The sequence below is a fragment of the Bacillus sp. EKM501B genome, from assembly GCF_011800505.1.
GTDB lineage: Bacteria > Bacillota > Bacilli > Bacillales > Bacillaceae_G > Bacillus_A > Bacillus_A cereus.
On record NZ_JAALFZ010000019.1, the window covers coordinates 22,372 to 45,553 of the forward strand.

A 23,182-nucleotide genomic window follows, 5' to 3' on the forward strand; every position below is an offset into this window, starting at 1 on the left:
TATTTATTTTGTTTTTGTAAGTAAATAAAGAAAATACGGTGCTCCTAAAGCTGCCACTACTACACCAGCTGGAATAGAGTTTGGCTCAAATATAGAACGACCTATCGTATCTGCTAGCACTAAAATAATCATTCCGATAATGCCAGCTAAAGGAAGAAAGTGTTGATATGTAGTACCTACTAACTTCCTTGCGATATGCGGAGCAACTAAACCGATAAAACCAATTCCTCCTGCCATCGATACACTCCCGCAAGATAATCCAACCGCTGTAGCTAAAAGTAATAACCGTTCTTTTTGAACAGGAACACCAAGTCCTGCTGCTACACTATCACCTAGTGACAATGCATTTAACGTTTTAGATTTTAGCCACGCATAAGGGGTTAGTATGAAAATCCAAGGTAATAATGCAAAGACATGAATCCAATCCCTTCCCCACACGTTACCAACTAGCCATCTAGAAGCGAATGTATACGTCTCATCATTTAACTTGAGAGAGAAAAATAACGAAATTGCACTAAAGCCAGCTGAAACTGCAATACCAACGAGAATAAGTCTAATGGGAAGTAAACCTTTCGACCGATCACTCGCAAGTAAAATAATAAGAAATGCAGCTAATACCCCTCCGCCAAATGTAAATAACGGTATTAAAATCGATGCATTCTCATTAATAGAATGAAAGAGAGTAACAAATACGATAAGACCGAAAGATGCACCGGAATGCAACCCTAAAATACCAGGATCTGCAAGTGCATTCCGTGATAACCCTTGCAAAATCGCACCGGAAATACCAAGACCAATACCGGCTAACATCGTGATTATTATTCTTGGCATACGATAATCATATAGCACGGTTGCACTCTCAAAATTACCATAACCCAAAAGTGTTTCAATTACTCTAAGTGGCGCTATACTCAGTGTCCCTGTATTTAAACTAATTAAAATTACAGCGATACTTATACATCCGAAGATTGTAGTTACAGTAATAGCTCTCTTTTTATCCTTGTTAAAAAGATCCTTCACTTATAACTCCCTCCCAACTTTACGTGCTATATAGAGGAAGAACGGAACTCCAACAAGAGCTACCATAATCCCTATCGCAAGTTCCTTAGGAGGGTTTACTGTTCTTGCCCCTAAATCAGCTACAACTAATAACATAGCTCCTAATAATGCTGACATAGGAATAATGAGTCTATAATTAACACCAACTAATTTTCTAGCAATGTGCGGGATAACTAGTCCTACAAATCCAATAGAACCAACAGCTGAAACAGAAACACCTGCCAGAATAACTACTATAATCATCCCTAGTATTCTCGTTCGGTTCGTTTTCACTCCTAAATTTGTAGCAACATCATCTCCCATTGATATGAGTGAAATAGATCTCCCTAGCATTGTCGCGAAAATAATCGTTATAAGAATAATAGGGACTAAAAATTTCAAGTGTTCCCACTTAACCCCTGCAACACCACCAGCATACCAAAACGCTAAATCTTGGCTTAAATCATAATAAATCGCAACACCTGAACTTAATGAATGTAAAAGTGCTGCCATAACCGCTCCAGCAATCGTTAACCTCATTGGTGTTAACCCGCCTGATGTTGCTGATCCAATAACAAAAATAAGCACTGTACTTAAGACAGCTCCAATAAAGGAAACAATCATTAAATAGGAATACGGCATATGTGGGAAAAAAGCAAAACTAAGTGCTACTACAAACATCGCACCTGCATTTATTCCGAGTACACCTGCATCAGCTAAAGGATTTCGTGTTACACCTTGCATAACAGCACCAGCAACCGCAAAAGCTGCCCCTACAACTGCTGCTCCAATTACTCTCGGGAGCCTTAATTCATAAATAATTTGGTGCTGTGTTAGTTTCGGATTATAATCCAAAACCGCTGCCCACACCGTTTGTACATGAATATCTTTTGCACCAAATGAAATGGCTAAAAATATAGATCCAATTAAACATAAAATTGTTAAGCTCATGAAACATATGAACTTAATATGTATCCAGCGGTTATTACCAGCATGTACAGTAGACTTATGTAACATGTTTCATTTCATCCTTTATATTCAGTTGTTTTTTGTAATTATTTTTTATTTATAATTACTATTGATAATAATTATCATTTTCATTTAGATATTATATCCCCACTTTTTTTAAATAGCAAACTATTTTTTTACTTTTCTACTATTCATTGTTTTCACACACACATTTGTACAATTTTCATTACAAGGCGTTACATATAAAATGCCACTCGTTCTCTCCTTTTTCCTTATCGGTTTCTTCATTTGGATTGCAGAGAATATCGCAACATTTTTCGGAGCATGGCAATATCCAAATCAACGGGAAACATGGAATCTCATTCACTTAAGCAAAATTAGTTCATGGTTTTTACTCGTTGTTATTAGCATTATGATTGTCACGCAGCTCAAACATTTGAAGCAATCAAAAAGATAATGCTAATTATGTAAAAACAGTTAGCCCATCAATCATTAGAGAGTGATGGGCTTTTTTTTAGTAATATTTTTTAAACCAACCTTATCAAAGGAGTTATAATTTACAAGAGTATAAGCAGTTGCACATTATGAACTACTACTAGCAGAAGATGTTGCTGCAGATGAAGCGGCAATCGTTGCCATCATAGCAGCCTGTTGTGCTTGTATGAGGACTTCTATCATTGTTTGTAAACCTGTGTTGGTAGTTTTACTTTCCTCACCTTTCTGACTTACGAACAGTTGAATAGCAATAAGAATATTTGTATCTGTATGCCAACGGAACAATTTATCCCCCTGCAATTTTTCAATAAATGCTCTAATAGAATGAATCTCTTTTTCTCCATCCTCGAGTAACGCTAGTAACCCGATAGCTGGGTAATGCATCTGTTTTACTTTTACCTTTTCTTGCTTTAACAAATTCCATATATTTGTGCATTTTGCGACTAACAGTTCTTCCCTGACATCCTTCTTTAGTGAAAGAATATGACTCAAAAATTGAAGATCATTCCCTTTATGCAAACCAGCTGTCGCTAGTTTCTGATAAAGGCGTTCCACTCGGTCCATAAGTGTGTCTACATTCTCTGATTGTCCTGCTAATAAAACCGCGAGCGGATAATCATTTGTACTTGTAAGAAAGAGGTGATCCTTTTTCATGCGTTTATATACTTGCATCGAGCGTTGAATGTGCGCGCCATGCTGTTCATTTTCTTCTGTTAAAAGTACAGCTGCTGCGAGATAAGTAAATATACTCCGGCTAAACCCACCAGTGACCAATTGTTCATATAAATCTAAAAACTCCCGAAAAGCTTTCTTGTAATCTGTAAAGTGAATATCTAATGTTGCTGCCACTACAAAACGATGATAAGACTTTAAGTATGAAAACATCCCTACCTGATTCTTAATATAACTACTAATTTCTAAAAAACGTCCGAGATCAAACAGTTTATCACTACCTGCATACATAGCAGCAATCATCATTCCTGTTCGAGAATCGCTCGTTTTCCATTTTAGTTCTCCCTTTAACTGTACATATGTATGTTTATATTGCTCCAACTTTTGCTCTAATGTAATCATAGTATTCACCCCTATTTCTAGTTCTTCTCTATCATTATACTTATATTCCATATTTAGGAATACTACAATTAATAATCACACCATAAAAATTATAAAATCCTCTTATCCTTCTTCATCAGCATCACGATGATAATCCCTAATCCTTCAAGAAGTTAAACAAAAAAGGTAGATAATAATTTATCTACCTTTTTTGTTTATATCATTTAACATTACACCTGTATTGCTTGTTATATGCAATTAAGACTAAAGAGCTTTAATAATACGTTCCATCGCCTTCATTTGTCCAATATGATCAGCTTCATGATAAAGCATCATACCGTAAAGCTCACCAACTGTTTCCAATCCTAGAAATGGCTCTGGCAGTTTATTTTCAAATGCTTCTGCTGGAATTTCTTTAATACGTTTTGCTTGTTCTTTTAATTGGACCGTTAACACTTCTAATGATGGTCCTTCTGTTGTCCATTTAGATGGTCTTGATCCATATCCAAACATACCTGGATATTCAGTTGGTAATTGTTTGAATTCTTTTCCAAACATGAAAACTTCTGCTGCCGTTAATACATGACCGATATGCCAACGAATTGTATTGTTAAAACCCTCTGGCTGCGTATCTGCAATTTTATCATCTAGCGTCTCCATAAATTTAAGTAATGCCCCGCGCGTTATTTCAAATTGTTTTAGACCAATTATTCTATTCATTTTATCGTTCTCCTTCTTCATGTACATTTTATTATGAACTAAGAATGTTCAATTCATTAAAGTTTCACTTTGTTTAATCTATCAGAAACAATGAAGAAATACATCTAATATGCTTAGTAAAAATAATAAAAAGGTTCACCTCTCGTACATATAGAATTACTTATTACACAAATAGTTTAGTAAATAAAAGAGGAGTGTTAATTTCATGTTACATGTTTTAAAACAGCAATATAATCTTATTAGCTCTACAAGAGAAACTCTATTTTCGTTTTTGGAAGAAATCCCAGTAGAAAAATTACATAGCACAGTTCCTAATTTCGGGAGCGGTAGCATTATAAAGACTCATATTCATGTAGCCGATTGCTACCGATACTGGCTTGGATCATTCGCATTTAAACAAAAGCGAGTAGACTTTTCATTTGCTAGCGATTACGAAATTGAGCATGCAGATGTGAAAAAAGTTCGCGCTAGATTTAAGTTAGTAGATGAGACTGTACAACGTTTTTTAGATGAATACAATGACCGTTGGCTCGAAAATATTGCAAATGAAGTAAAGTGGCAAAAAGAGCCTTGGAGTACAACTCCGCTATGGCTTTTAACTCATACGGAAACTCATGAGTTTCATCATAAAGGACAAATTGTATCAATGGCTAGGCACCTTGGATATACTCCTCCTGATACAGACCTTAGTTAATACATTCGTGTTCATTTCAAAGCGGAATGAGCAGCAAGAATAATAGTATGATCAAAAAACTCGTTGATACATTTTGTTGTGTATAAAACTTTTATTATTTGTTTTAGGTATACCATACCATTATAAAATTCATGTAACATCGAATTAAGGTTCATATTTTTTATGTAACTCATTGAAGAAAGTTTAAGTATTTATACATTCAATTACTAACTAAAGGAGAAAATTATAATGAGATTAGAGAGCGAAAGAATTTATTTAAGGCCTCTTTACCAGCTAGATGCTCCTATTATATTAGAAAGTACAATGGATGATGAAATAAGATATATGACTGGAACTAAGTCCACTTTTTCATTGGAGCAAATTACGAAACATATAGATCATATAAATAATGATTCAAGTCGCTATGATTTCGCTATTTGTTTACAAAGTACTGAAGAGATGATTGGAGAGTTGTCGATTTTAGATATCGATGAGGAGAACAAAAGAGCAGGATTCAGAATATCAATGCTTTCAATAGCATTAACAGGACAAGGTTATGGAACTGAAGCTATTAAAATAGTTTTAAGATTTGTTTTTGAACAACTATCATTAAATCGTTTACAGTTAGAAGTATTTAGCCATAATTTACGCGGAATTAAAGCTTATGAAAAAGTTGGTTTTGCAAAAGAAGGAACCTTACGTCAATCTTTATTTTATAACGATACATACTCAGATGAAATTATTATGGCCATACTTAAAAGCGATTATATAGAGAGACCTTTGTAAATGAATGTACTTAATCTATTAAACAATTTTAAAGAACCTTACCACAATAAAATGCAGTAAGGCTCTTTCATTTTTATATCAAATAACAGCTCTTAAAACATGTATAATCGTATCAATACCAAATAGTCTCCGCATAATTATATGCATCACTATTCGGAATTGCATGTTTCCCCTGCGCTTGTGCTTTTCTTGGATCTAAATCATATACCATTGGCGTATAGCATGATGTTTGCCCTTTATTTACAACACCATTTCCTCCAGCACTTCCGCAAGTGTATGCCTTTCCATCTGTTTTTCTAACAATCCTTGCATCAGCTTCATTATTATAAACTGCCAGGCGAGTTACAGTAACTTTTGCCCACGCTGTTTTACACGTCGTGCTAAATTTTAATTCCACATAAGAATTTGAATCAATCCACTTCTTTTCTTTCGTTACTGCTGATTGATCACAACTATTGTAATACGGACTTTTCCCATCATACGAATGGTCTTCTGCAAATGCTTTATCATTATTGGTCGTACTAAACACACTAGTTACGACGAGCAATGCCAGACAAAGACATGCGCTTACCTTTTTAATAAGTTTCACAGGATTCCACTCCTTTATTAATAACGTCCAGTTTTCCCGTAACCATTATTAATCGTCACTGCTTCGGCATCAGCTGTATAACCAAAATCAGCAGTTAAATCAAACACCATTCCTGTATAAGTGCTCGTTTGCCCCGTTTTAATTGCTCCATTACCACTATTAGAATCTACTGATTTTTGGAATACACCATTTTTATATTTATTAATAACAGCGTAAGCATATACTCCTCCAGAAACAGAAGGTGCTGGTTGATCTAAAACAAGCTTAGACCATGCCGCATGACATGTATTACTGTAACGTAAATACACTGTTCCTACTTTTTTACTACCTTCATAAACTGCTGTAGACTTTGCATTAAATCCATCTGCATCACATGTTGTACTTCCCCCGTATACTTTCGTTGTTGCTGGATTTTTTCCGTCATAATAGCTACTCAGATCAGTAGCTGCAAATGTACTTTCTTGAAAACTAAATAATACCCCTACACTCGCTACACTTAACACACATACTTTCATTAACTTTTTAAACATTTTTAATTCCCCCTCAAAATGATTATGTATACTAAACACAACCTATACTGCTGTGTCAGCCCTCCTTCCATGCTTCCTAGAGGCATCTTACAAAAACGAATTAACGTTGTAAATTCCCTTATGATTATTGGAATATACGAAGAACTTTACTTATCCTTGTAAGAAAAAAAGTTGAGAAATACACATTTTATAGCATCCTTTATTTCAACTATAAAAGAACCGATACTTGTTACATGCAAGCATCGGTTCTTTTATACAAAATTGCCATTTTTTCTTTTATATAAAATAAATATTTCTCCACTTAATTTGTTGTAAAAAACTCCCTCGTTACATCAATAAATTGCTGCAGTGGTGCTGTCATCCATTTATCTTTATGCCAAGCAATTTGTGTATAAATTGGAGGTATTGTTTCGTTTAACATTAACTCCTTTAACGTCCCTTCCCGTATATCTTTTTCTACTACTATCGCTGGTAAAACGGCTATACCTAAATCTGCAATAACACATTGTTTAATTGCTTCCACACTAACAAACTCAATTTTATTTGCTGGATATAGATCTTCCCCGCGAAATAGCTCTTCAAATAAAGTTCTATATGAGCAGCCTAATTCTGTTAATAAAAGTGTTTCACTCTCTAAATCTTTTATAGAAACAGTAGTCTGTTCAAGTAAAATATGCCCTGGAGCAGCTACTACTTTTAATTCTTCTTTCATAAGTGGTTCCACATGTAAAACATCTTCTGTTTTACATTCGTCCAAAATAAATGCAAGATCTAATTTTCCCTCCATCAATTGTTCCTTCGCATCTTTATTGGAATGTGCTGGTTTAAATATAAGCTTTATTTTGGGGAATTGTATTTTAAACCTCTTTAATATAGAAGGCAGTCTGTATGTACATTGACTTTCTTGTGCACCAATTATTAACGTACCTGCTATTTCCTCATCATCTTTCACGGCCGTCTTTGCTTCGTTACTAAGTGCGATTATCTTGTCTGCATATAGTTGAAACTTTCTTCCTGCTTCAGTTAAGAAAAGACGTTTCCCTAATCTCTCAAATAGTGGTGTACCGAGCTCAGCCTCTAACGTTTTAATTTGTGCTGTAACGCTCGATTGAGCAAAGTTTAATTTCTTCGCAGTTTGTGTAAAGTTCAAAGTATCTGCTGCTACTTTAAATGTAATTAATTGTTTTATCTCCATTTATCATCCCTCTTTTTCAATCGATATTTCCGATTGATTTCATCGAAATAATCCTCTTTGTCTATTGATATTTATATTGTATGATAAAGAGCATCGACAAACAATAAAATGGAGGTATTCCATATGAAAGCACTTTGTTTCGAAACATTCGGAGATGCTGATGTACTTCAATATAAAGAAATCCCTGATCCAATCATTAATCCAAATGAAATTCTTATCCGCACGAAAGCAATCGGTCTAAATTTCGCAGATATTTATAGACGCCGTGGTGATTATCACCTCGCTGGTAACCCTCCTTATATATTAGGTTATGAAGGCGCTGGTATCGTTGAAGAAGTAGGTGCTAACGTTACTACTATCAATCCTGGAGACCGTATTGCATTTGCTGACGTTCCATTCGCAAATGCAGAATTAGTTGCCGTTCCAGCAGAAAAAGCAATCCCGCTTCCAGATTCAATTTCTTTTGAAACAGCCGCTTCTATCTTATTGCAAGGTCTAACGGCACATTATTTAACGAAAGATAGCTATCAAATAAAACAAGGTGATACAGCTTTAGTCCATGCTGCGGCTGGTGGCGTTGGTCAACTTCTTATTCAAATGATTAAACTACAGGGTGGAACAGTAATCGGTCTTACGTCATCAACCGAAAAAACCAAAGTAGCCACGTTAGTTGGGGCTGATCACGTATTTTTATATACTGAAAAATGGCATTCAAAAGTACTTGAAATAACAAACGGTACTGGAGTAAATGTTGTATATGAATCAGTAGGCTCTACACTTGAGGAAAGTTTTAACGCTACTAAAATCGGTGGTACTGTCGTATTTTACGGAATGGCCGGTGGTAATCCTGCGCCCATTGATCCACGTATGCTTATGGATACTTCGAAAACTTTAACTGGCGGAGACCTTTGGAACGTACTTACTACTTTTGAAGAACGTAAGCAGCGCTCTACTCAATTATTTGATTGGATCGCTACTGGAAAATTGAACATTGCAAGTCCTACTACATTCTCTTTACAAGACGGTGCCCGTGCACATGAATTATTAGAGAGCAGAAAAAGTACTGGGAAGATTTTATTGATCCCATAATTCATAAAATGAAAAGAAAGCTAGATTAAAATTTTGTGAAGACCTATAGTGAAAAAAATTGATAAATGAAAGGACATAACATATTTTATATAACTAATATGTTATGTCCTTACTTCTTCAAATAACGATCCCATGTATCACTCGAATAATTTTTGAGCTCTTTTCTCAATTAAAACTCCCTTTAATTGTATATGTTCTTTTATTTGTATATTGCTAGAAAATTATCATTTTTATTTATGAATAAGGCTACGTACCGATTTAAGCTAAAAACTAGATTTTGATCCTATAACAACAGTGGCATCTAATTCCTCATCTCTAGTCACTTTCGTGGTAAGCCCAGCACCAGCAAAGATTTCAAAAGTCTGAGTTGCCTGCATTTCACTCGTCTCTATTAAAAGATGCCCTCCCGATGCGAGCCAGAGAAATGCTTCTTTTGCTACTCTTCGCTGAATGTCGAGTCCATCCTCTCCTCCGTCTAGCGCCATTTTCGGTTCATGTAGACGGGCCTCCTGTGGAAGCAGCTTTATTGTCTCGGTAGGAACATAAGGTACGTTTGCAACTAGGGTATTCACATGGCCTTTAAGTGCGTGAGGCAAAGCTTTATACAAGTCACCTTCAAAAACATGGCCACCGAAATTTGTTACGTTGCGTCTAGCACATCGTACTGCGACAGGATCAATGTCAACAGAATACAATTCAATTCGTCCTAAAGCTGCCGCCAGAGCTACACCCACAGCACCTGAACCGCAACATAGATCAACGACGATATCACCAAAGCATAACAGAGCTTCTGCTTGGCGAACAAGAAACTCGGTACGTTGACGAGGTACGAAAACACCTCGGTCCACTTCTATCCGCAACCCACAAAATTCTGCGTATCCAACAACATATTCAAGTGGCAAACCATTGGCTCGCATTTCCACCATTCTCTTGAGCTCCTCTGGAGTTCGGGCTGCTGAAATAAGTAACCGGGTCTCTTCTTCTGCGAAAACACAACCCGCGCTCTGAAGTCTGTTAATTATACATTTTTCCGTTTTATTGTCCAAAAAGGAATTACATTCTTTTCCTATTTATCTCACCACTTTTTCTTATTTATAACCCTGTATTCGCTAAAAATTGGATGTATCCTTTTTAACAAAGTGGTCCTATTCAAAAAAATACGCCCTTATTCAATTAAATGACCCGATTGTTGAACAAAGAAACGTTCTACACAATAGAAAGTTTCATTATAATATCCCAATATAACCTTATAAATGATGCACTAAAAAATAAAAAGGAAGCTAGATTTTACTAACTTCCTTTTCTTATATCTATTTAAGATAGTATTATATTTCCACACTTTCTTTCCCTTTTGCAACATAACTCATATCTCCAACCGACTCCACTGTGTATGTTCCATCTTGATATACAATCTTCGTCACGCTAGCATTTTCCACTCCAAGTTTTGTTTTGCTACTGTCTAACATTTCTATTAAGGTAGTAATCAAAAGCCCATGAACGACAACTAAGACGTTACCGCCACCATTTTCAGCAGCTTCTTCACTAATTTTATCTATCTCTGTTTTTATACGAGTAGAAAACAATTCCCAATCTTCCGCCTGTTTTGTCGGATCTGCTACTCTAATAAGATTAATCACTTCTTGAATAGAAAGCTTCAAGAGTTCTTCTGGTGATGCAACGCCTGCAGCTTTTCCAACCACATCCCACATATTCTCAAGTTTTTCACCTTCAAAAATACCGAAATTTAATTCTCGCAAATCTTTTCTTTGCTCAAGTTTTAATTTTGATTGCTCACTATATTTTAATACTAAATTAGCAGTTTCAATTGCGCGGCCGCTATCACTACTATACGCATTCATAAAATGAATATCTTTTAATCCTGTTCCTAAATTTGTGGCAACTTCAACACCTCTTTCTACTAAAGGAGAATCTGCCCAACCTTGCGCGCGATGATTCGTATTTAATATTGTTTTACCGTGTCTTGTAACATATAACGTCACTACATTCTCATTGCTATGTGTTTCTCGCTTATTCATTTCATTCTCTCCCTTTACGTTTCTATATCAATTTTACCACCTCAATTATTCATTGAGCAAAATATACGTCAGTAGATCCGCTTAATAAAAAAAGCTATCTTTCTGTATATCCATACAAAAAGATAGCATCTTTTATGATTACATTTCTTAACTGGTACTCCTATTCAGCAAAAGCACTCGAATATTGTACAATTCCTTCTACACCTCGAAGAGAATTTTCTGTTAATTCCATTATCATAAATACCTCTTCAGGCACTTCAAACAGTGCTTTTACATTCCACTCACTTGCTTTCTTAAAACCAAATTTCGGGTAGTACTCTGGATGTCCTAATACTACAACTGATCCGTATCCAAGTTGTTTCGCTTTTTCTAAAGCAGCCGTAATCAGTTTTCCACCAATTCCTTTCTTCTGATGGCCCCTAGCAACTGAAACTGGTGCAAGTGCTAACGATTCTACAGAAGTTCCATCTTGTTCTATCGCAATTTTAGATAACATAATGTGACCGACTATTTCCTCATCTACTGCAACGATTGATAACTCTGGAATAAATGCGTCACACTCTCTAATACGTTTTACAAGTTCATGTTCCTTTTTATCACTAAACTCTTCATGTAAAAATGCTTCTTTTACAACTTCTTCTGTTTTTCTATAATCATTTTTTTGTTCTTGTCTAATCGTTACCATTTTAACTTATCCTCTATTCTTTCTTATTTCTTTTTGAATTTTACGAAGTGCTTTTTTCGATCCGCGCTCAATATCGTGTTGCATTTTTCTCTCTTTATAATCGACAAATAGTGTATTTAAATCGTATCCCTCTGGATATAACTCCTTCGCTGCTACCTCTAAAGTAATACGTTTTACATTTACTTCAACGAATTCACCGTTATAATATACAACGACGTTATAAAAATTATCTTTTTCCTTATAGATGATACCAAAATCATCATAATCTAATAAATTCACACGATCGCCGATTTTGTACTCATAATGAAATTCTCTTTTTTCTTGTACAAATTTCGGTTTTCTAATTTTACTTTCATTCACTTTTTCTAAAGCGTATTCTTTATTTCCCATGTACTCTTTCGCTCTTTTCAGCACATGTTCTTTTACGCTCATTTTATTCGCAATCCAAAGTGCATTACTTTCTCCTGATTTTCCGATAACTAATTTATAAAGCGGCTCTAGCGTTTCACTATTAAACTGCATCGCTGCATTCATAAAGTCATCGTGCATTTCTGAGAATCGTTTAATTTCTCCGTAATGCGTACTCGCAACGGTAATACATCCCGTAAGGTACAACTCTTCTAAAATAGATATTGCAAGTGCTGCACCTTCATTCGGTTCTGTACCGCTTCCTATTTCATCAAATAAAAGTAACGTATTATTATTTGACATCCTCATAATCTCAGAAAGATTTTTCATATGAGATGAAAATGTACTTAATGCGTTTTCGATACTTTGATTATCACCAATATCTACAAATACATTTTCAAAAATAGCGATTTCTGTACCTTTATCTCCTGCAATATGAAGACCTGACATTGTAGCTAATGTTAACAATCCAATCGTTTTTAACACAATTGTCTTTCCGCCCGCATTCGGCCCTGTAATAATTAAACTACGATACTCTTGACCAATTTTAAAATTTAAGGGTACAACTTGCCCTGTTAAAAGCGGATGCTTACAATTCACTAAATGAATGTAGCCATGATCATTTAACTTCGGTTCTATTCCATCAATCGATTTACTAAACTTCGCTTTTGCAAATACCATATCATACTGACTAATTAGCTCCATATTAATCTTTATACTATAAATGTTTTCTAACACCATTCCTGATAAAGTCGCTAAAATTTGATATTCTTCAACCGCTTCTTCTGCTTTCAAACCCGCTAGTTCCGCATTCAATTTCGTAACCGTATGCGGTTCTATAAATACAGTAGAACCTTTTGCCGAGGCTTCAATAATACTTCCAGCAACTTGGTTTTTATAGGAAGATTTAATTGGAATCGTATAACGGTCATCCTTTTTACTAATAAAGAATTCCTGAATGAATTTCTTATTTGCACTACTATTTAAAAACTTCGTTAAACGTTCTTTTATTTTCCCATCTACAGAATCGATATTATTTCGAATTCGTTTTAACTCTTTACTTGCAGCTGCATCAATACTATTTCCTTTAATTGAAAAGTTAATTTCCTCTTCAATACTTTTATATTCAGTCATTGAATTTGCATAAGAAGCTAATACTGGTGCAAAAAATTCTTTATCTAACATAAACTTTTTAATCTTTCTACATCCGCGTAAAAAGTCTGAAACACTGACTAATTCTTCTGGATCTAAAATCATCCCTTTTTCTAATTTTTGAATTGTACTAGCAATATTAGAAATGCCGAAGAAAGGAACATGCCCTTCTGCATCTAATATAGCTCGTGCTTCTGTCGTTTCATTCAACCGATTTCTCACTACTTTTATACTCGTACTCGGCTCTAATTTGTTTAATAATTCCTTACCTAATCCACTTACACAATAAGATTTCACTATATCCTTTAATTCGTTATATTGTAGCTTTTCAAAAGTCATCGTATTCATTTTGTTTCTCCTCACTATGATTGATTTTTATCATAAATGAAGATACCTACTCATTAGATTCCAATGAGTCATATATAAAATTCCATAATTATACAATAAAAATATATACAAAAAAGCTGCGGGGATACCGCAGCTTTTACATTTACAAGGCATTTGTAATAACATATGAGGAAATAAGCCATAAAAAATAGATGGCAGTCCCTTATTACACGCTTTATAAAGTATTGTAGGTATCTTCATAGGTTTTGAAATAAATGCATGACAAAATTAGGGGTATGATGTACATAAAAATCCCCTGGTCTTATCCGATTTATTTCATTAAATTTTTCCTATTTAATACCTACCGCACTCACAAAAAGCACCTCTCATTAATTTATATTATAGTCATTGAAATCTAATTTATTGAAATCATCATACTATATGTTACGTGAGAAGTAAAGGTGTCATACTTTTATAACTATACAGAATGTAAAAAAGAAGAGGAAAACTTATATTTCAGTCTACCTCTTCTTTTTCATCACCAAATTACTGCTGAACATATATGGAAACTGATCCTCCACTTACTTGGAATTGTCCCCAACCATCCTTATTAATTGTTACAGTATTTGTTTGATTACCCGTAATATCGTACCATACTTCACCTGCGTTATTCTTCCCAACATCCATCCACTTTGACCCTCCTGGTCCATCAGAGATTAATGTTGCTAAACCAGAATTAGCATGTACACTATCACCTTCTCTTGTCCAGCCAATCACATCTGGATGATCAAAATAATCACGCTGCGTACCATATGCAAAGTTTTTTCGTGCCGTCAAAATCGGATCAATTTTATCCTTTAACGCTGGAATTTCATAGTTACTATTTCCTTTTGTACCATAGTAATCACCATAGAAAACAGAAGGATACCCCTCTGCACGCGTTAAAATAAATGCATATGCCAGCGGCTTGAACCAAGGGCTCACTACAGATTCCAATGACTGACCAGGCTGTGAATCATGATTTTCAACTAGAGTAACCGCAAGTGTAGGATGATTCGCAACTACCGTTCCTTTTAAAATATTTCTCATATCATAATTTCCATTTCCTGTTGAAGCATAATGAAAATTATAATGAAGTGGTGCATCGAACACAGATTGATTATAATTAACCTTCGCTAAATAATTATTTAAAGTCTGGATATCATTTTGCCAATATTCAGCTACTGTAAACATTTCTTTCCCTGTTTGCTGTCTAACGTGATTTACCCAATCGCGCAAATATTCATGATTAATATGTTTAACAGCATCTAAACGAAAACCATCTAAATTTAATTCATTCGCATACCACGTTCCCCATTTTTTCATTTCATTCGCAACATCTGGATGATCAAAATCAAGATCCGCATACATCAAATAATCATAATTCCCATTCTCGCTAGACACTTCCCAGTCCCATGCTTTACCTATGCCCCTAAATTTATAAATTCGGTTTAATTTCCTTCCTTCATCCCAATCCGTTCCGTCAAAATGATACCATTTCCATTTGAAATTAGAATAAGAATCTCCACGCCCTGGAAAGTTAAATCCCGTCCACGCACTAATTTCATAATCACCTGATACTTCAATATTCCGATTGCTCGGGTCTACCTCAACTGCTGTGACAGTTTCTGTATAATCAGCCCCACCTTTATGATTCATAACTACATCACCGTATACATCGATGTTTTTCTTATGTAAAGCGTCAATTGCAGATTTCAATTGTGCTTTCGTCCCATATTTCGTCCGCACTGTTCCCTTTTGATTGAATTCCCCCAGATCATATAAATCATATGCTCCATATCCTACGTCATTTTGCGTAGTTCCTTTATATGCAGGTGGTATCCAAACAGATGTAATTCCTTTTTCCGCTAAATTTTCAGCATCAGTACGCAAACGATTCCAATGATTCCCATCATTCGGAGCATACCACTCAAAATACTGCATTAACGTTCCATTGTTAACTGTATCTGCATATGCTTTACTCCCCTCATATATACTAGGTAAAAACATAACAACTGACAATCCGACTATTGTTATTCTTTTAAACATCTGTACACCATTCCCTTCCAAGAAAGCGTTTGCATAGTTTATCAGAATTATTATAATATTCGTCCCACCGTTAGTAAAGTAGCAATCTCTCACTCTCTCATATTATTTTTAATCTAATTTCAAATATTCAACGTAGTTTTAATTTCACATCCTATTCAAGATTGTTTACAATTTACCTATAAAAGCATAACGGAGGGATTTCGATGACAGACTTTCAAAAACAATTTTTCGCACGATTACATATAGAAGAAAAAGACACAGTTTCATTTGAAGATTTATCTAACATTATGTACGCAATGGCACAAACTGTTCCTTTTGAAAACTTAAATATTCTCGAAAAGAATTTTAAAGAAATATCAAAAGAAAATTTGAAAGAGAAAATTTTAGTAAATAACCGTGGCGGTCTTTGTTATGAACTCAACCCTACTATGTATTACTTCCTGAAAGATTCTGGATTTGATGTTCATCTCGTTTCAGGAACAGTTTATAACGCTGCAAACTCCATATGGGCTGTTGATTCTGGCCATATCGCAACCGTTTTAACACATCATAATGAACTTTATTTAATTGAAGTAGGATTCGGATCATACTTACCTCTTGCCCCTGTCCCTTTCTCAGGTGAAGTCATTCACTCTATTACAGGAGATTATCGTATTCGTAAAGAAATGACCGAAAAGGGAAACTACATTTTAGAGATGCGGAAAAACAATGAGTTCTTGGATCAATCTTCTGCTGATGATTGGACGTTAGGCTATGCATTTTATATAGAAGAAGTGGATGAAGAAAAAGCAAATACAGCACAAAAAATTATCGTTGAACATGAAGGATCACCCTTTAATAAAGTACCTCTTATTGTAAAACTAACTGAAGATGGGCATGCCTCTTTAACGAAAGATAGCCTTACAGTAGCAAAAAATGGTAAAAAAACGAAAGAAACCGTTACAGACATGCAATATACAAACCTTTTACATTCAAAATTCGGAATTACACTATAAGTAAGTAAGCCTTGTTATTTCAGCAGGGCTTTTCAATTTTCAGCAGGGATTTTTTGCAATTTGTTGTATTTCATAGTTATATAGAAATATAACTACATGTTTAGAAAGGAAATGATTATGACAGAACTTAAAGATCGATTACAAGTAGCTGATATAGAAAAATGGGATTTAACAGACATTTACCATACAATTGAAGATTGGGAAAGTGATTTTCATAAAATTGAAGTATTAACGAAGGAATTACACGAGTTTAATGGAAATATTCACGATGGCAATAGTTTATTAGCTTATTTAACGAAGAGTGAAGAAGTTTCTAGCATAATATCTTTAATGTTCGCTTATGCACGATTACAATCTGACCTTGATACACGCGATACTGACGCGCAATCTCTTGTCGATAAAGTATCACAATTACACGTGAAAGTAAGTGCAGCGAAATCTTTCTTTTCCCCCTTCTTACTTAGCATAGACGAAAACACATTACATTCTTACATAGAAGAAACAGAAGGCTTACAATATTATAAAGAAGACTTATTTGAATTATACCGTTATAAAAAACACGTATTAAATAAGGACCAAGAAGAAATTTTATCACGAATGGGTGAAGCTCTTTCTTCTCCACAGCACACATTTGGTATGTTAAATAATGCAGATATATTATTTGGTGAAGTGACGACTGACGATGGAGAAAAAGTGAACTTAACACGCGGAATGTATGCAAAGTTAATAGAAGATACGAATCGTGAAAAGCGTAAAGAAGCTTATAAAGCATATTACAAACCATATGTTCAGTTAAAGAATTCCATAGCATCTACTTTATCCGCTGCTATTAAAAATAATGTTACTGTTTCGAAATTAAGAAACTATCCATCAGCGCTAGAGAAATCATTATTTGGCGATATGGTTCCAAAAGAAGTATATGAAAACCTAATTGATACAACGAAAAAAAACATTCAAACATTACATACATACAATGAAATTCGAAAAGAAAAATTAAACGTAGATGAACTAAGACAATACGACTTAGGCGTCGATTTAGTAGAAGGTGCAAAACAAGACATCCCATATAGTGAAGCATTTGACATTATGATTGCATCACTAGCTCCTTTAGGAGAAGAATATATTGAGACATTAAAAAGTTTTAAAGATAAAAGATATATAGACGTAAGAGAAACACCAGGGAAACGTTCTGGTGCTTATAACTTTGGTGTATACGGCGTTCATCCTTTCATTCTTTTAAATCATCACGATGATTTAAACAGCCTGTTCACTCTTACTCATGAATGCGGTCACGGTATGCATACGCACTATTCACATGGATACCAACCAAGAATTTCTGCACATTATTCTATCTTTGTCGCAGAAGTCGCTTCTACAGTAAATGAAGTGTTATTAATTCACTATTTATTAAAAGAAGCAAAAGATACGAACGTGCGTAACCATTTAGTTAACCATTTTATTGAGAAATTTAAAGGTACTTTCTTTACACAAATTATGTTTGCAGAATTTGAAAAAATCACACACGAAATGGCTGAACAAGGTAAACCATTACATGCACAAGTCTTCAGTGAAATTTATGAAAAGCTATTTAAAGAATATAACGGTGATTCACTTGTATTTGATGAAGAAGTAAAATACGGATGGGCTAGAATCCCTCATTTCTATCGCCCGTTTTACGTATACAAATATGCAACTGGATTCGCATCTGCCATTCAAATCGCTGATAAACTATTAAGCGGTGAGCCGAATGCTCAGAAAAATTATATTGAATTCCTTAAAGGCGGAAGTTCAGACTACCCATTAAACTTATTGAAAAAAGCTGGCGTCGATTTAACAACGCCAGAACCGATTGAAAGTGCATTGAAACAATTCACTCAACTTGTTGAGGAGTTTTCAGCTCTATAAAAAAGAGCCTCTCGCTAGAGGCTCTTTTTTATATTCCCTTTCCTTCTATTAAATCATTCGCCATTTTCCTAAATTCTTGATTAAATGCATCATTCATACCATTTTGGACGTTAGAAAATAATATGACAAACGTTCGTTTATCCCAGTTAAAATTATTAAATGTGTTCCAACCAGCTAATACACCGTGGTTATGATAATAATCTGGGTAAATATAGAAACTAAATCCATATTTTCTTGCAGGTGATGCAGAAAACATATCTGATACACTTTGTTTAGAAAGTAGTTTACCATCCATAATAGCTTCATCTAACTTTTTCATATCTTCAACAGTCGTATACATTTCACCACAACCATACAGCCAGTTCATTTTTAAGCGAGGTGTGGCTATTAACTTATTATCTTTTTTCGTATACCCTTCTGCTAAGAAAATATCTTCTGGGAGTGTTGCGCCCATTCCAGATTCATGCATTTCAACAGGATTCAAAATATTTTCTTTCACATATTCAGCAAGTGGTTTATTTGATATTTTTTCTACAATATATGCAAGCACCATATAATTATAATCTGTATATTTCCATCCTGTCCCTGCTGGAAATTGTAACGTTTGTGCCCCAATCCACGTTACTAATTTTAACCGTGATGCTGCGTCAACACTACCTTGTCCCTGTTCTGGTAATCCAGACGTATGTGTTAACAAGTTTCGTAACGTAATGTTTTTATCTGCTGGAAACGATTGGATATATTTATTTACATTGTCTTCAATGTTCAACTTCCCTTTTTCTTTTAGTTGCATAATAGATATTGCAACAACTGTTTTCGTAATAGAGCCAATGCGATATTTCGTTCTTGGCGTTGTTAGTACTTGATCTTTCACATTCGCATAACCGTAGCCTTTTCGTAAAATGACATGACCTTTACTTGCTACAAGAACACTCCCATTAAATCCTTTATCTTTTAAGTACTGATCTAGTTTTCCAGCTGCAATTTCATAACGCTTTTTCTCATTCGCATCAATTTCCTGCTTAACATCTTTTTGCTTACTATTTACATTAGAAAATGCCTTTGCATCATATTTTTTTCCTTTATTTGCATGTATTAGTGTAACAACACTTCCACAAAAAACAGCAAAAATAAAGAAAATGATTAACCATTTCTTTAACATACTAGGAGCCCTCTTTTATCTAGTTTCACTTAACGTACATCCATTCTATTTTATATCTTTTAATTATCAAGTATATTATAATATTATTTAATATTCACTCTGTTAAAACTAGATTCCTTTTTCTCACTTTCAATTTTGACTACTCTCTATTGTATTTCTTTCTTGCAAAATTTCCAACATACAATCGGATGCATTACAATATAATTTCAAATTCTTTTGTAACATTTGTTACATACTAAAAAGAATGGAGATGTAATATGAAAAACACCGATAAACGCAATCGTTTAGATGATAAGATGTTTCATTATCGGATAACAAAAAAATAACATGTTATTAATTGAATATTACAGAAAACAGATTATGGCATTAAAAGGAAATGATGCTGAAAAATTTTTAAATAAAATAAATCATGCAACTAACAATAAAGAAAAACAGCTAATTATGGCTAAAATTACAGGTAATTTCAAAAGAGGTAATGAACGAAATTGAAAACGAATCTCATTTACATTTTGATTATACAACAAATAAAAAAAGAAATGTCGCTCATTCAACATTTCTTTAGACTTTCTTCATAAAAAATTTACATTGCTAACATTCCTTCATTTTCTATACTTCCCATATAAGCTAACCGCTGAAATAGTTAGTAATACAACTATGCATAACCACGCATACGTATATCCCTTCTTATCTACAATATAACCAAATAAAGCAGGCGCAGCAATAATGGCAATTTGATTTAATGTAAGTGCAAAACTCACTGTCATCCCTACCGATTCTTCACTTGCTGACTCCGCAACTTCAGTTATAAAAAGACTAAACCATCCAATTGAAAAGAACCCTAACAATGCACTTACACCATACAATACATTCGTTATTGTATGTATGCTCATTACTAATATTAGAATGAAGAAAATAGAAATACAAACAGTTATAAATAAGAGGGTACGCCTATTCCCCTTATAAAATAAATCACTAGTAGTCGCTAATATAACCCTACCAACCATTCCAGAAAAGAACATAACGGAAAATACTTTTCCAGCTAAAATTGGCGTGATTGATTGTTCCAATACTAAAAATTTTATAAAGTGTGCAACTAACACCATTTGCAATGAAATCATACAAATGCCAGTTATATAAATTGCATACAACTCTTTTTTACACATCACTTCTTTTAACTGCATCCAAAAAGAAAGTTTACTACGTTCTTGTTTAACGTTCTCTTGAATATATGGTTCCTTATAAAATATAAAAAATAAAAACCCTCCAATTATACAAATACATGCAATGCTATTTACCGCATAGGCCATATTATATTTTATTGTAAGAAACGGGATCAATACTCCCGCTAATGTACCACCAATCGGTATACCGGCTTGTCTAATCCCCATCGCTAACCCGCGATTTTCTTTTGAGAACCACTTCATTATCACCTTACTTCCTCCTGGCTGCGAAACACTATAAAACGTTCCTACTAATAAAAGTACAAAAAGTAACCCATTAAATCCATTGACCATATTAGTCAGTAAAAACGAACCTCCTAGTAAAAATGAACTTATCGAAATTAACAACTTTTCATTGTATTGATCAAGTAGCCGCCCGACAAAAAGCATACAAAATAGCGGTCCTATATTTACAACACTTACTAACAATCCAATCTCCGTATTCGTAAGTGCATATTCTTCTTTCCAAAATAAAGCAAACGCTCCAACACCATACGTTATAAGTGTCGCTGTTGTTTGAGCAACCGTCGCAAAAATTAACATAACCCACTTATAAGTACTATTCACCCTTTCTTCCATTAACACAATAATCCCTCCATCCCCTTCCATTGTATGAAAGTTCTGATATCATATAAAATAAAGATTTATCATGTAATCCATCAAAAAAAATGATACTTTTTCTGGAGGGATGATACTTGGATATAAAAGATTTAACTGTATTTTACGAAGTTGCGAAAGAAAAAAACATATCTCACGCAGCTAAAAATTTAAACTATGTACAGTCTGGCGTAACAATGCGTATGAAACAACTAGAAAACGAATTAGGTGTGCCTTTATTTTACCGAAACGGAAAAGGTGTAACTTTAACTTCTAACGGTGAGATTTTATTAACATACGCCAAACAAATTATCCACTTAATGGATCAATCTGTTAAAGCAGTTCAAAGTAATGGGATCGAACCAAGAGGCACTTTAAAAATTGGATGTACAGAATCTACAACCGCTGTAAGACTTCCATCTATATTAACGGCCTATTATGAGAAATACCCAAAAGTCGAATTGATTTTAGAATCAAATACGACAGAACAATTAATTAGGCTTGTACTAGAACGAAAACTGGACGGAGCGTTTATAGCTGGCTCTACTCAGCATGCTGAACTTCATACAAATATATTTCGTGAAGAAGAATTAGTTCTCATTAGCAAAAAGCCTTTATCTTCCTTTAAAGAAATAGGAGACATGAATTTACTTGCATTTAGTCACGGGTGCTATTATAGAAATTTATTAGAAGATTGGCTTCAAGAAGAAGGAATTTCACCTAAGCGAGTATTTGAGTTTGGAACAATTGAAGCGATACTCGCATGTGTAAAATCAGGTATGGGCATAGCAATTATGATGAAGTCTATTTTAAATGGTCATAAACATGACATATCATTCAATCCTTTACCAAATAGCTTCAAAAAAGTTCCTACTACTTTTATTACTAGAAAAGATATATATCACTCTGCTGCATTACAAAAATTTATGGAGATGACTCACAATGCGTGAAAAGAAAATACGTGGTATGAAACGAAAAACAAACACTATGATAAAGCGAATTGAGGAACATATAAAAACGTTCCCTTCTACTTTCTATAACGATGAATATTGGAATATGCTATTGCCAGTTTCGCAAGCTTTTATTGACTCTCGTAAAACACCTAGAAAAGTAAAACGGTTATGTATTCAAACCTTATTAAATCAAGCAAATCATTTAATAAATATGAAACCGAGCGATACCCATACATATCGAGTTGTTGTTTTGATTTCTATAAATAATTTATGGGATTCGCAAATCATTATATTTAAAAATGAGGACTACTTTCATAATTTCTTTAATAGAGATAGTGAATTTCAAAAATGGATTCTTCTTTCAAATGAAATTGATTTTTGGGAGACATGGGAAATTTCAGTTTGTCATTCCTTCAAAACGCTTCACTTTCAAGAAATTATTTATGATGCAGATGAATGCTATGAAAAAGAGATTACGTTTATCGGGGAGTTAAATTAAAAAGGGTATACCTAAAAC

At 34.2% G+C, this 23,182-nt stretch carries 21 protein-coding genes and 2 pseudogenes; 9 read left to right on the forward strand and 14 right to left on the reverse strand.

The annotated features are described in order from the left end of the window. Positions 1 to 3: 3 nt before the first annotated feature. Both HFD78_RS24105 and HFD78_RS24110 read right to left on the reverse strand, forming a co-directional pair. Positions 4 to 1,020 carry a FecCD family ABC transporter permease gene (locus tag HFD78_RS24105; protein ID WP_000653809.1) on the reverse strand — a complete coding sequence of 339 codons (1,017 nt, stop codon included), beginning with the start codon at positions 1,018 to 1,020 and terminating at the stop codon, positions 4 to 6. Further along, the gene (locus HFD78_RS24110) at positions 1,021 to 2,055 is read right to left on the reverse strand and encodes a FecCD family ABC transporter permease (protein WP_000902730.1); all 1,035 of its coding nucleotides are present in this window, start codon (positions 2,053 to 2,055) and stop codon (positions 1,021 to 1,023) included. Positions 2,056 to 2,176: 121 nt separating this feature from the next. On the opposite strand from HFD78_RS24110, the pseudogene HFD78_RS24115 reads away from it, so the two are divergent. Then, a pseudogene (locus tag HFD78_RS24115) lies at positions 2,177 to 2,464 on the forward strand (DUF817 family protein); the annotation flags it as partial. Between the two features lie 125 nt (positions 2,465 to 2,589). On the opposite strand, the gene HFD78_RS24120 reads toward HFD78_RS24115, so the two are convergent. Together HFD78_RS24120 and HFD78_RS24125 are read right to left on the reverse strand one after the other, a co-directional pair. Continuing rightward, a complete protein-coding gene (locus HFD78_RS24120; protein WP_002196760.1) occupies positions 2,590 to 3,627 on the reverse strand; it encodes a DUF4003 domain-containing protein in 1,038 nt (345 codons plus the stop codon). A 192-nt stretch (positions 3,628 to 3,819) separates the two neighbouring features. Beyond that, a complete protein-coding gene (locus HFD78_RS24125) occupies positions 3,820 to 4,296 on the reverse strand; it encodes a DinB family protein (protein WP_002196761.1) in 477 nt (158 codons plus the stop codon). Between the two features lie 184 nt (positions 4,297 to 4,480). Here HFD78_RS24125 and HFD78_RS24130 point away from each other — a divergent pair, with 184 nt between their 5' ends. Together HFD78_RS24130 and HFD78_RS24135 are read left to right on the forward strand one after the other, a co-directional pair. Then, complete coding sequence (locus HFD78_RS24130) at positions 4,481 to 4,969, forward strand: DinB family protein (protein WP_000903460.1); 489 nt, start codon at positions 4,481 to 4,483, stop codon at positions 4,967 to 4,969. Between the two features lie 228 nt (positions 4,970 to 5,197). Continuing rightward, the gene (locus HFD78_RS24135) at positions 5,198 to 5,734 is read left to right on the forward strand and encodes a GNAT family N-acetyltransferase (RefSeq protein ID WP_097814395.1); all 537 of its coding nucleotides are present in this window, start codon (positions 5,198 to 5,200) and stop codon (positions 5,732 to 5,734) included. A 112-nt stretch (positions 5,735 to 5,846) separates the two neighbouring features. On the opposite strand, the gene HFD78_RS24140 is transcribed toward HFD78_RS24135, so the two are convergent. From HFD78_RS24140 to HFD78_RS24150, 3 genes are all read right to left on the reverse strand, one after another. Further along, positions 5,847 to 6,323, reverse strand: a complete 477-nt coding sequence (locus HFD78_RS24140; RefSeq protein WP_000767004.1) for a DUF2690 domain-containing protein — start codon at positions 6,321 to 6,323, stop codon at positions 5,847 to 5,849. A 17-nt stretch (positions 6,324 to 6,340) separates the two neighbouring features. Continuing rightward, the gene (locus HFD78_RS24145) at positions 6,341 to 6,853 is read right to left on the reverse strand and encodes a DUF2690 domain-containing protein (protein ID WP_000473748.1); all 513 of its coding nucleotides are present in this window, start codon (positions 6,851 to 6,853) and stop codon (positions 6,341 to 6,343) included. Between the two features lie 301 nt (positions 6,854 to 7,154). Beyond that, positions 7,155 to 8,048 (reverse strand): LysR family transcriptional regulator, encoded by an 894-nt coding sequence (locus tag HFD78_RS24150; RefSeq protein ID WP_097863096.1) that lies wholly within the window; start codon positions 8,046 to 8,048, stop codon positions 7,155 to 7,157. A gap of 123 nt (positions 8,049 to 8,171) precedes the next feature. Here HFD78_RS24150 and HFD78_RS24155 point away from each other — a divergent pair, with 123 nt between their 5' ends. Further along, entirely contained in the window at positions 8,172 to 9,137 is a 966-nt protein-coding gene (locus tag HFD78_RS24155; RefSeq protein ID WP_000645261.1) for a quinone oxidoreductase family protein, read from the forward strand. Positions 9,138 to 9,400: 263 nt separating this feature from the next. Here the strand turns inward: HFD78_RS24155 and HFD78_RS24160 are convergent, their stop codons facing one another. From HFD78_RS24160 to amyS, 5 genes are all read right to left on the reverse strand, one after another. Next, entirely contained in the window at positions 9,401 to 10,183 is a 783-nt protein-coding gene (locus HFD78_RS24160; protein ID WP_080024545.1) for a putative protein N(5)-glutamine methyltransferase, read from the reverse strand. A gap of 279 nt (positions 10,184 to 10,462) precedes the next feature. Continuing rightward, a complete protein-coding gene (locus HFD78_RS24165; RefSeq protein ID WP_001042056.1) occupies positions 10,463 to 11,173 on the reverse strand; it encodes a histidine phosphatase family protein in 711 nt (236 codons plus the stop codon). Between the two features lie 160 nt (positions 11,174 to 11,333). Next, positions 11,334 to 11,858, reverse strand: coding sequence for a GNAT family N-acetyltransferase (locus HFD78_RS24170; RefSeq protein ID WP_000256464.1), 525 nt, complete (start codon positions 11,856 to 11,858; stop codon positions 11,334 to 11,336). Between the two features lie 6 nt (positions 11,859 to 11,864). After that, a complete protein-coding gene (locus HFD78_RS24175; protein WP_001095188.1) occupies positions 11,865 to 13,766 on the reverse strand; it encodes an endonuclease MutS2 in 1,902 nt (633 codons plus the stop codon). Between the two features lie 525 nt (positions 13,767 to 14,291). Beyond that, a complete protein-coding gene (gene amyS, locus HFD78_RS24180) occupies positions 14,292 to 15,833 on the reverse strand; it encodes an alpha-amylase (protein WP_097814397.1) in 1,542 nt (513 codons plus the stop codon). Positions 15,834 to 16,036: 203 nt separating this feature from the next. Between amyS and HFD78_RS24185 the strand changes: the two genes are divergently transcribed. Both HFD78_RS24185 and pepF read left to right on the forward strand, forming a co-directional pair. Next, the gene (locus HFD78_RS24185; RefSeq protein WP_000129195.1) at positions 16,037 to 16,828 is read left to right on the forward strand and encodes an arylamine N-acetyltransferase family protein; all 792 of its coding nucleotides are present in this window, start codon (positions 16,037 to 16,039) and stop codon (positions 16,826 to 16,828) included. Positions 16,829 to 16,945: 117 nt separating this feature from the next. Continuing rightward, positions 16,946 to 18,733 carry an oligoendopeptidase F gene (gene pepF, locus HFD78_RS24190; protein WP_097814398.1) on the forward strand — a complete coding sequence of 596 codons (1,788 nt, stop codon included), beginning with the start codon at positions 16,946 to 16,948 and terminating at the stop codon, positions 18,731 to 18,733. A gap of 28 nt (positions 18,734 to 18,761) precedes the next feature. Here pepF and HFD78_RS24195 read toward each other — a convergent pair whose 3' ends face one another. Beyond that, positions 18,762 to 19,895: a serine hydrolase domain-containing protein gene (locus tag HFD78_RS24195; RefSeq protein WP_000915167.1), complete on the reverse strand. Its 1,134-nt coding sequence runs from the start codon at positions 19,893 to 19,895 to the stop codon at positions 18,762 to 18,764. Positions 19,896 to 20,152: 257 nt separating this feature from the next. Between HFD78_RS24195 and HFD78_RS24200 the strand changes: the two are divergent. Beyond that, positions 20,153 to 20,384: pseudogene (locus HFD78_RS24200) on the forward strand (hypothetical protein). Between the two features lie 110 nt (positions 20,385 to 20,494). Here HFD78_RS24200 and HFD78_RS24205 read toward each other — a convergent pair. After that, positions 20,495 to 21,724, reverse strand: coding sequence for an MFS transporter (locus HFD78_RS24205; protein ID WP_114160383.1), 1,230 nt, complete (start codon positions 21,722 to 21,724; stop codon positions 20,495 to 20,497). 86 nt (positions 21,725 to 21,810) lie between these two features. On the opposite strand from HFD78_RS24205, the gene HFD78_RS24210 reads away from it, so the two are divergent. Continuing rightward, complete coding sequence (locus HFD78_RS24210) at positions 21,811 to 22,662, forward strand: LysR family transcriptional regulator (RefSeq protein ID WP_000351686.1); 852 nt, start codon at positions 21,811 to 21,813, stop codon at positions 22,660 to 22,662. Beyond that, positions 22,655 to 23,164, forward strand: coding sequence for a DUF3916 domain-containing protein (locus HFD78_RS24215; protein WP_001208329.1), 510 nt, complete (start codon positions 22,655 to 22,657; stop codon positions 23,162 to 23,164). Before HFD78_RS24210 ends, HFD78_RS24215 begins: the two co-directional genes overlap by 8 nt. The last annotated feature ends 18 nt before the right edge of the window (positions 23,165 to 23,182 follow it).

Bases quoted from the DNA above. Each gene is read 5' to 3' on its own strand.
- HFD78_RS24110 (WP_000902730.1), bottom strand. From the start codon at position 2,055: ATGTTACATAAGTCTACTGTACATGCTGGTAATAACCGCTGGATACAT.
- HFD78_RS24120 (WP_002196760.1), bottom strand. From the start codon at position 3,627: ATGGAATATAAGTATAATGATAGAGAAGAACTAGAAATAGGGGTGAAT.
- HFD78_RS24125 (WP_002196761.1), bottom strand. From the start codon at position 4,296: ATGAAGAAGGAGAACGATAAAATGAATAGAATAATTGGTCTAAAACAA.
- HFD78_RS24130 (WP_000903460.1), top strand. From the start codon at position 4,481: ATGTTACATGTTTTAAAACAGCAATATAATCTTATTAGCTCTACAAGA.
- HFD78_RS24135 (WP_097814395.1), top strand. From the start codon at position 5,198: ATGAGATTAGAGAGCGAAAGAATTTATTTAAGGCCTCTTTACCAGCTA.
- HFD78_RS24145 (WP_000473748.1), bottom strand. From the start codon at position 6,853: ATGTTTAAAAAGTTAATGAAAGTATGTGTGTTAAGTGTAGCGAGTGTA.
- HFD78_RS24150 (WP_097863096.1), bottom strand. From the start codon at position 8,048: ATGGAGATAAAACAATTAATTACATTTAAAGTAGCAGCAGATACTTTG.
- HFD78_RS24155 (WP_000645261.1), top strand. From the start codon at position 8,172: ATGAAAGCACTTTGTTTCGAAACATTCGGAGATGCTGATGTACTTCAA.
- HFD78_RS24165 (WP_001042056.1), bottom strand. From the start codon at position 11,173: ATGAATAAGCGAGAAACACATAGCAATGAGAATGTAGTGACGTTATAT.
- HFD78_RS24170 (WP_000256464.1), bottom strand. From the start codon at position 11,858: ATGGTAACGATTAGACAAGAACAAAAAAATGATTATAGAAAAACAGAA.
- HFD78_RS24175 (WP_001095188.1), bottom strand. From the start codon at position 13,766: ATGAATACGATGACTTTTGAAAAGCTACAATATAACGAATTAAAGGAT.
- amyS (WP_097814397.1), bottom strand. From the start codon at position 15,833: ATGTTTAAAAGAATAACAATAGTCGGATTGTCAGTTGTTATGTTTTTA.
- HFD78_RS24185 (WP_000129195.1), top strand. From the start codon at position 16,037: ATGACAGACTTTCAAAAACAATTTTTCGCACGATTACATATAGAAGAA.
- pepF (WP_097814398.1), top strand. From the start codon at position 16,946: ATGACAGAACTTAAAGATCGATTACAAGTAGCTGATATAGAAAAATGG.
- HFD78_RS24195 (WP_000915167.1), bottom strand. From the start codon at position 19,895: ATGTTAAAGAAATGGTTAATCATTTTCTTTATTTTTGCTGTTTTTTGT.
- HFD78_RS24205 (WP_114160383.1), bottom strand. From the start codon at position 21,724: ATGGAAGGGGATGGAGGGATTATTGTGTTAATGGAAGAAAGGGTGAAT.
- HFD78_RS24215 (WP_001208329.1), top strand. From the start codon at position 22,655: ATGCGTGAAAAGAAAATACGTGGTATGAAACGAAAAACAAACACTATG.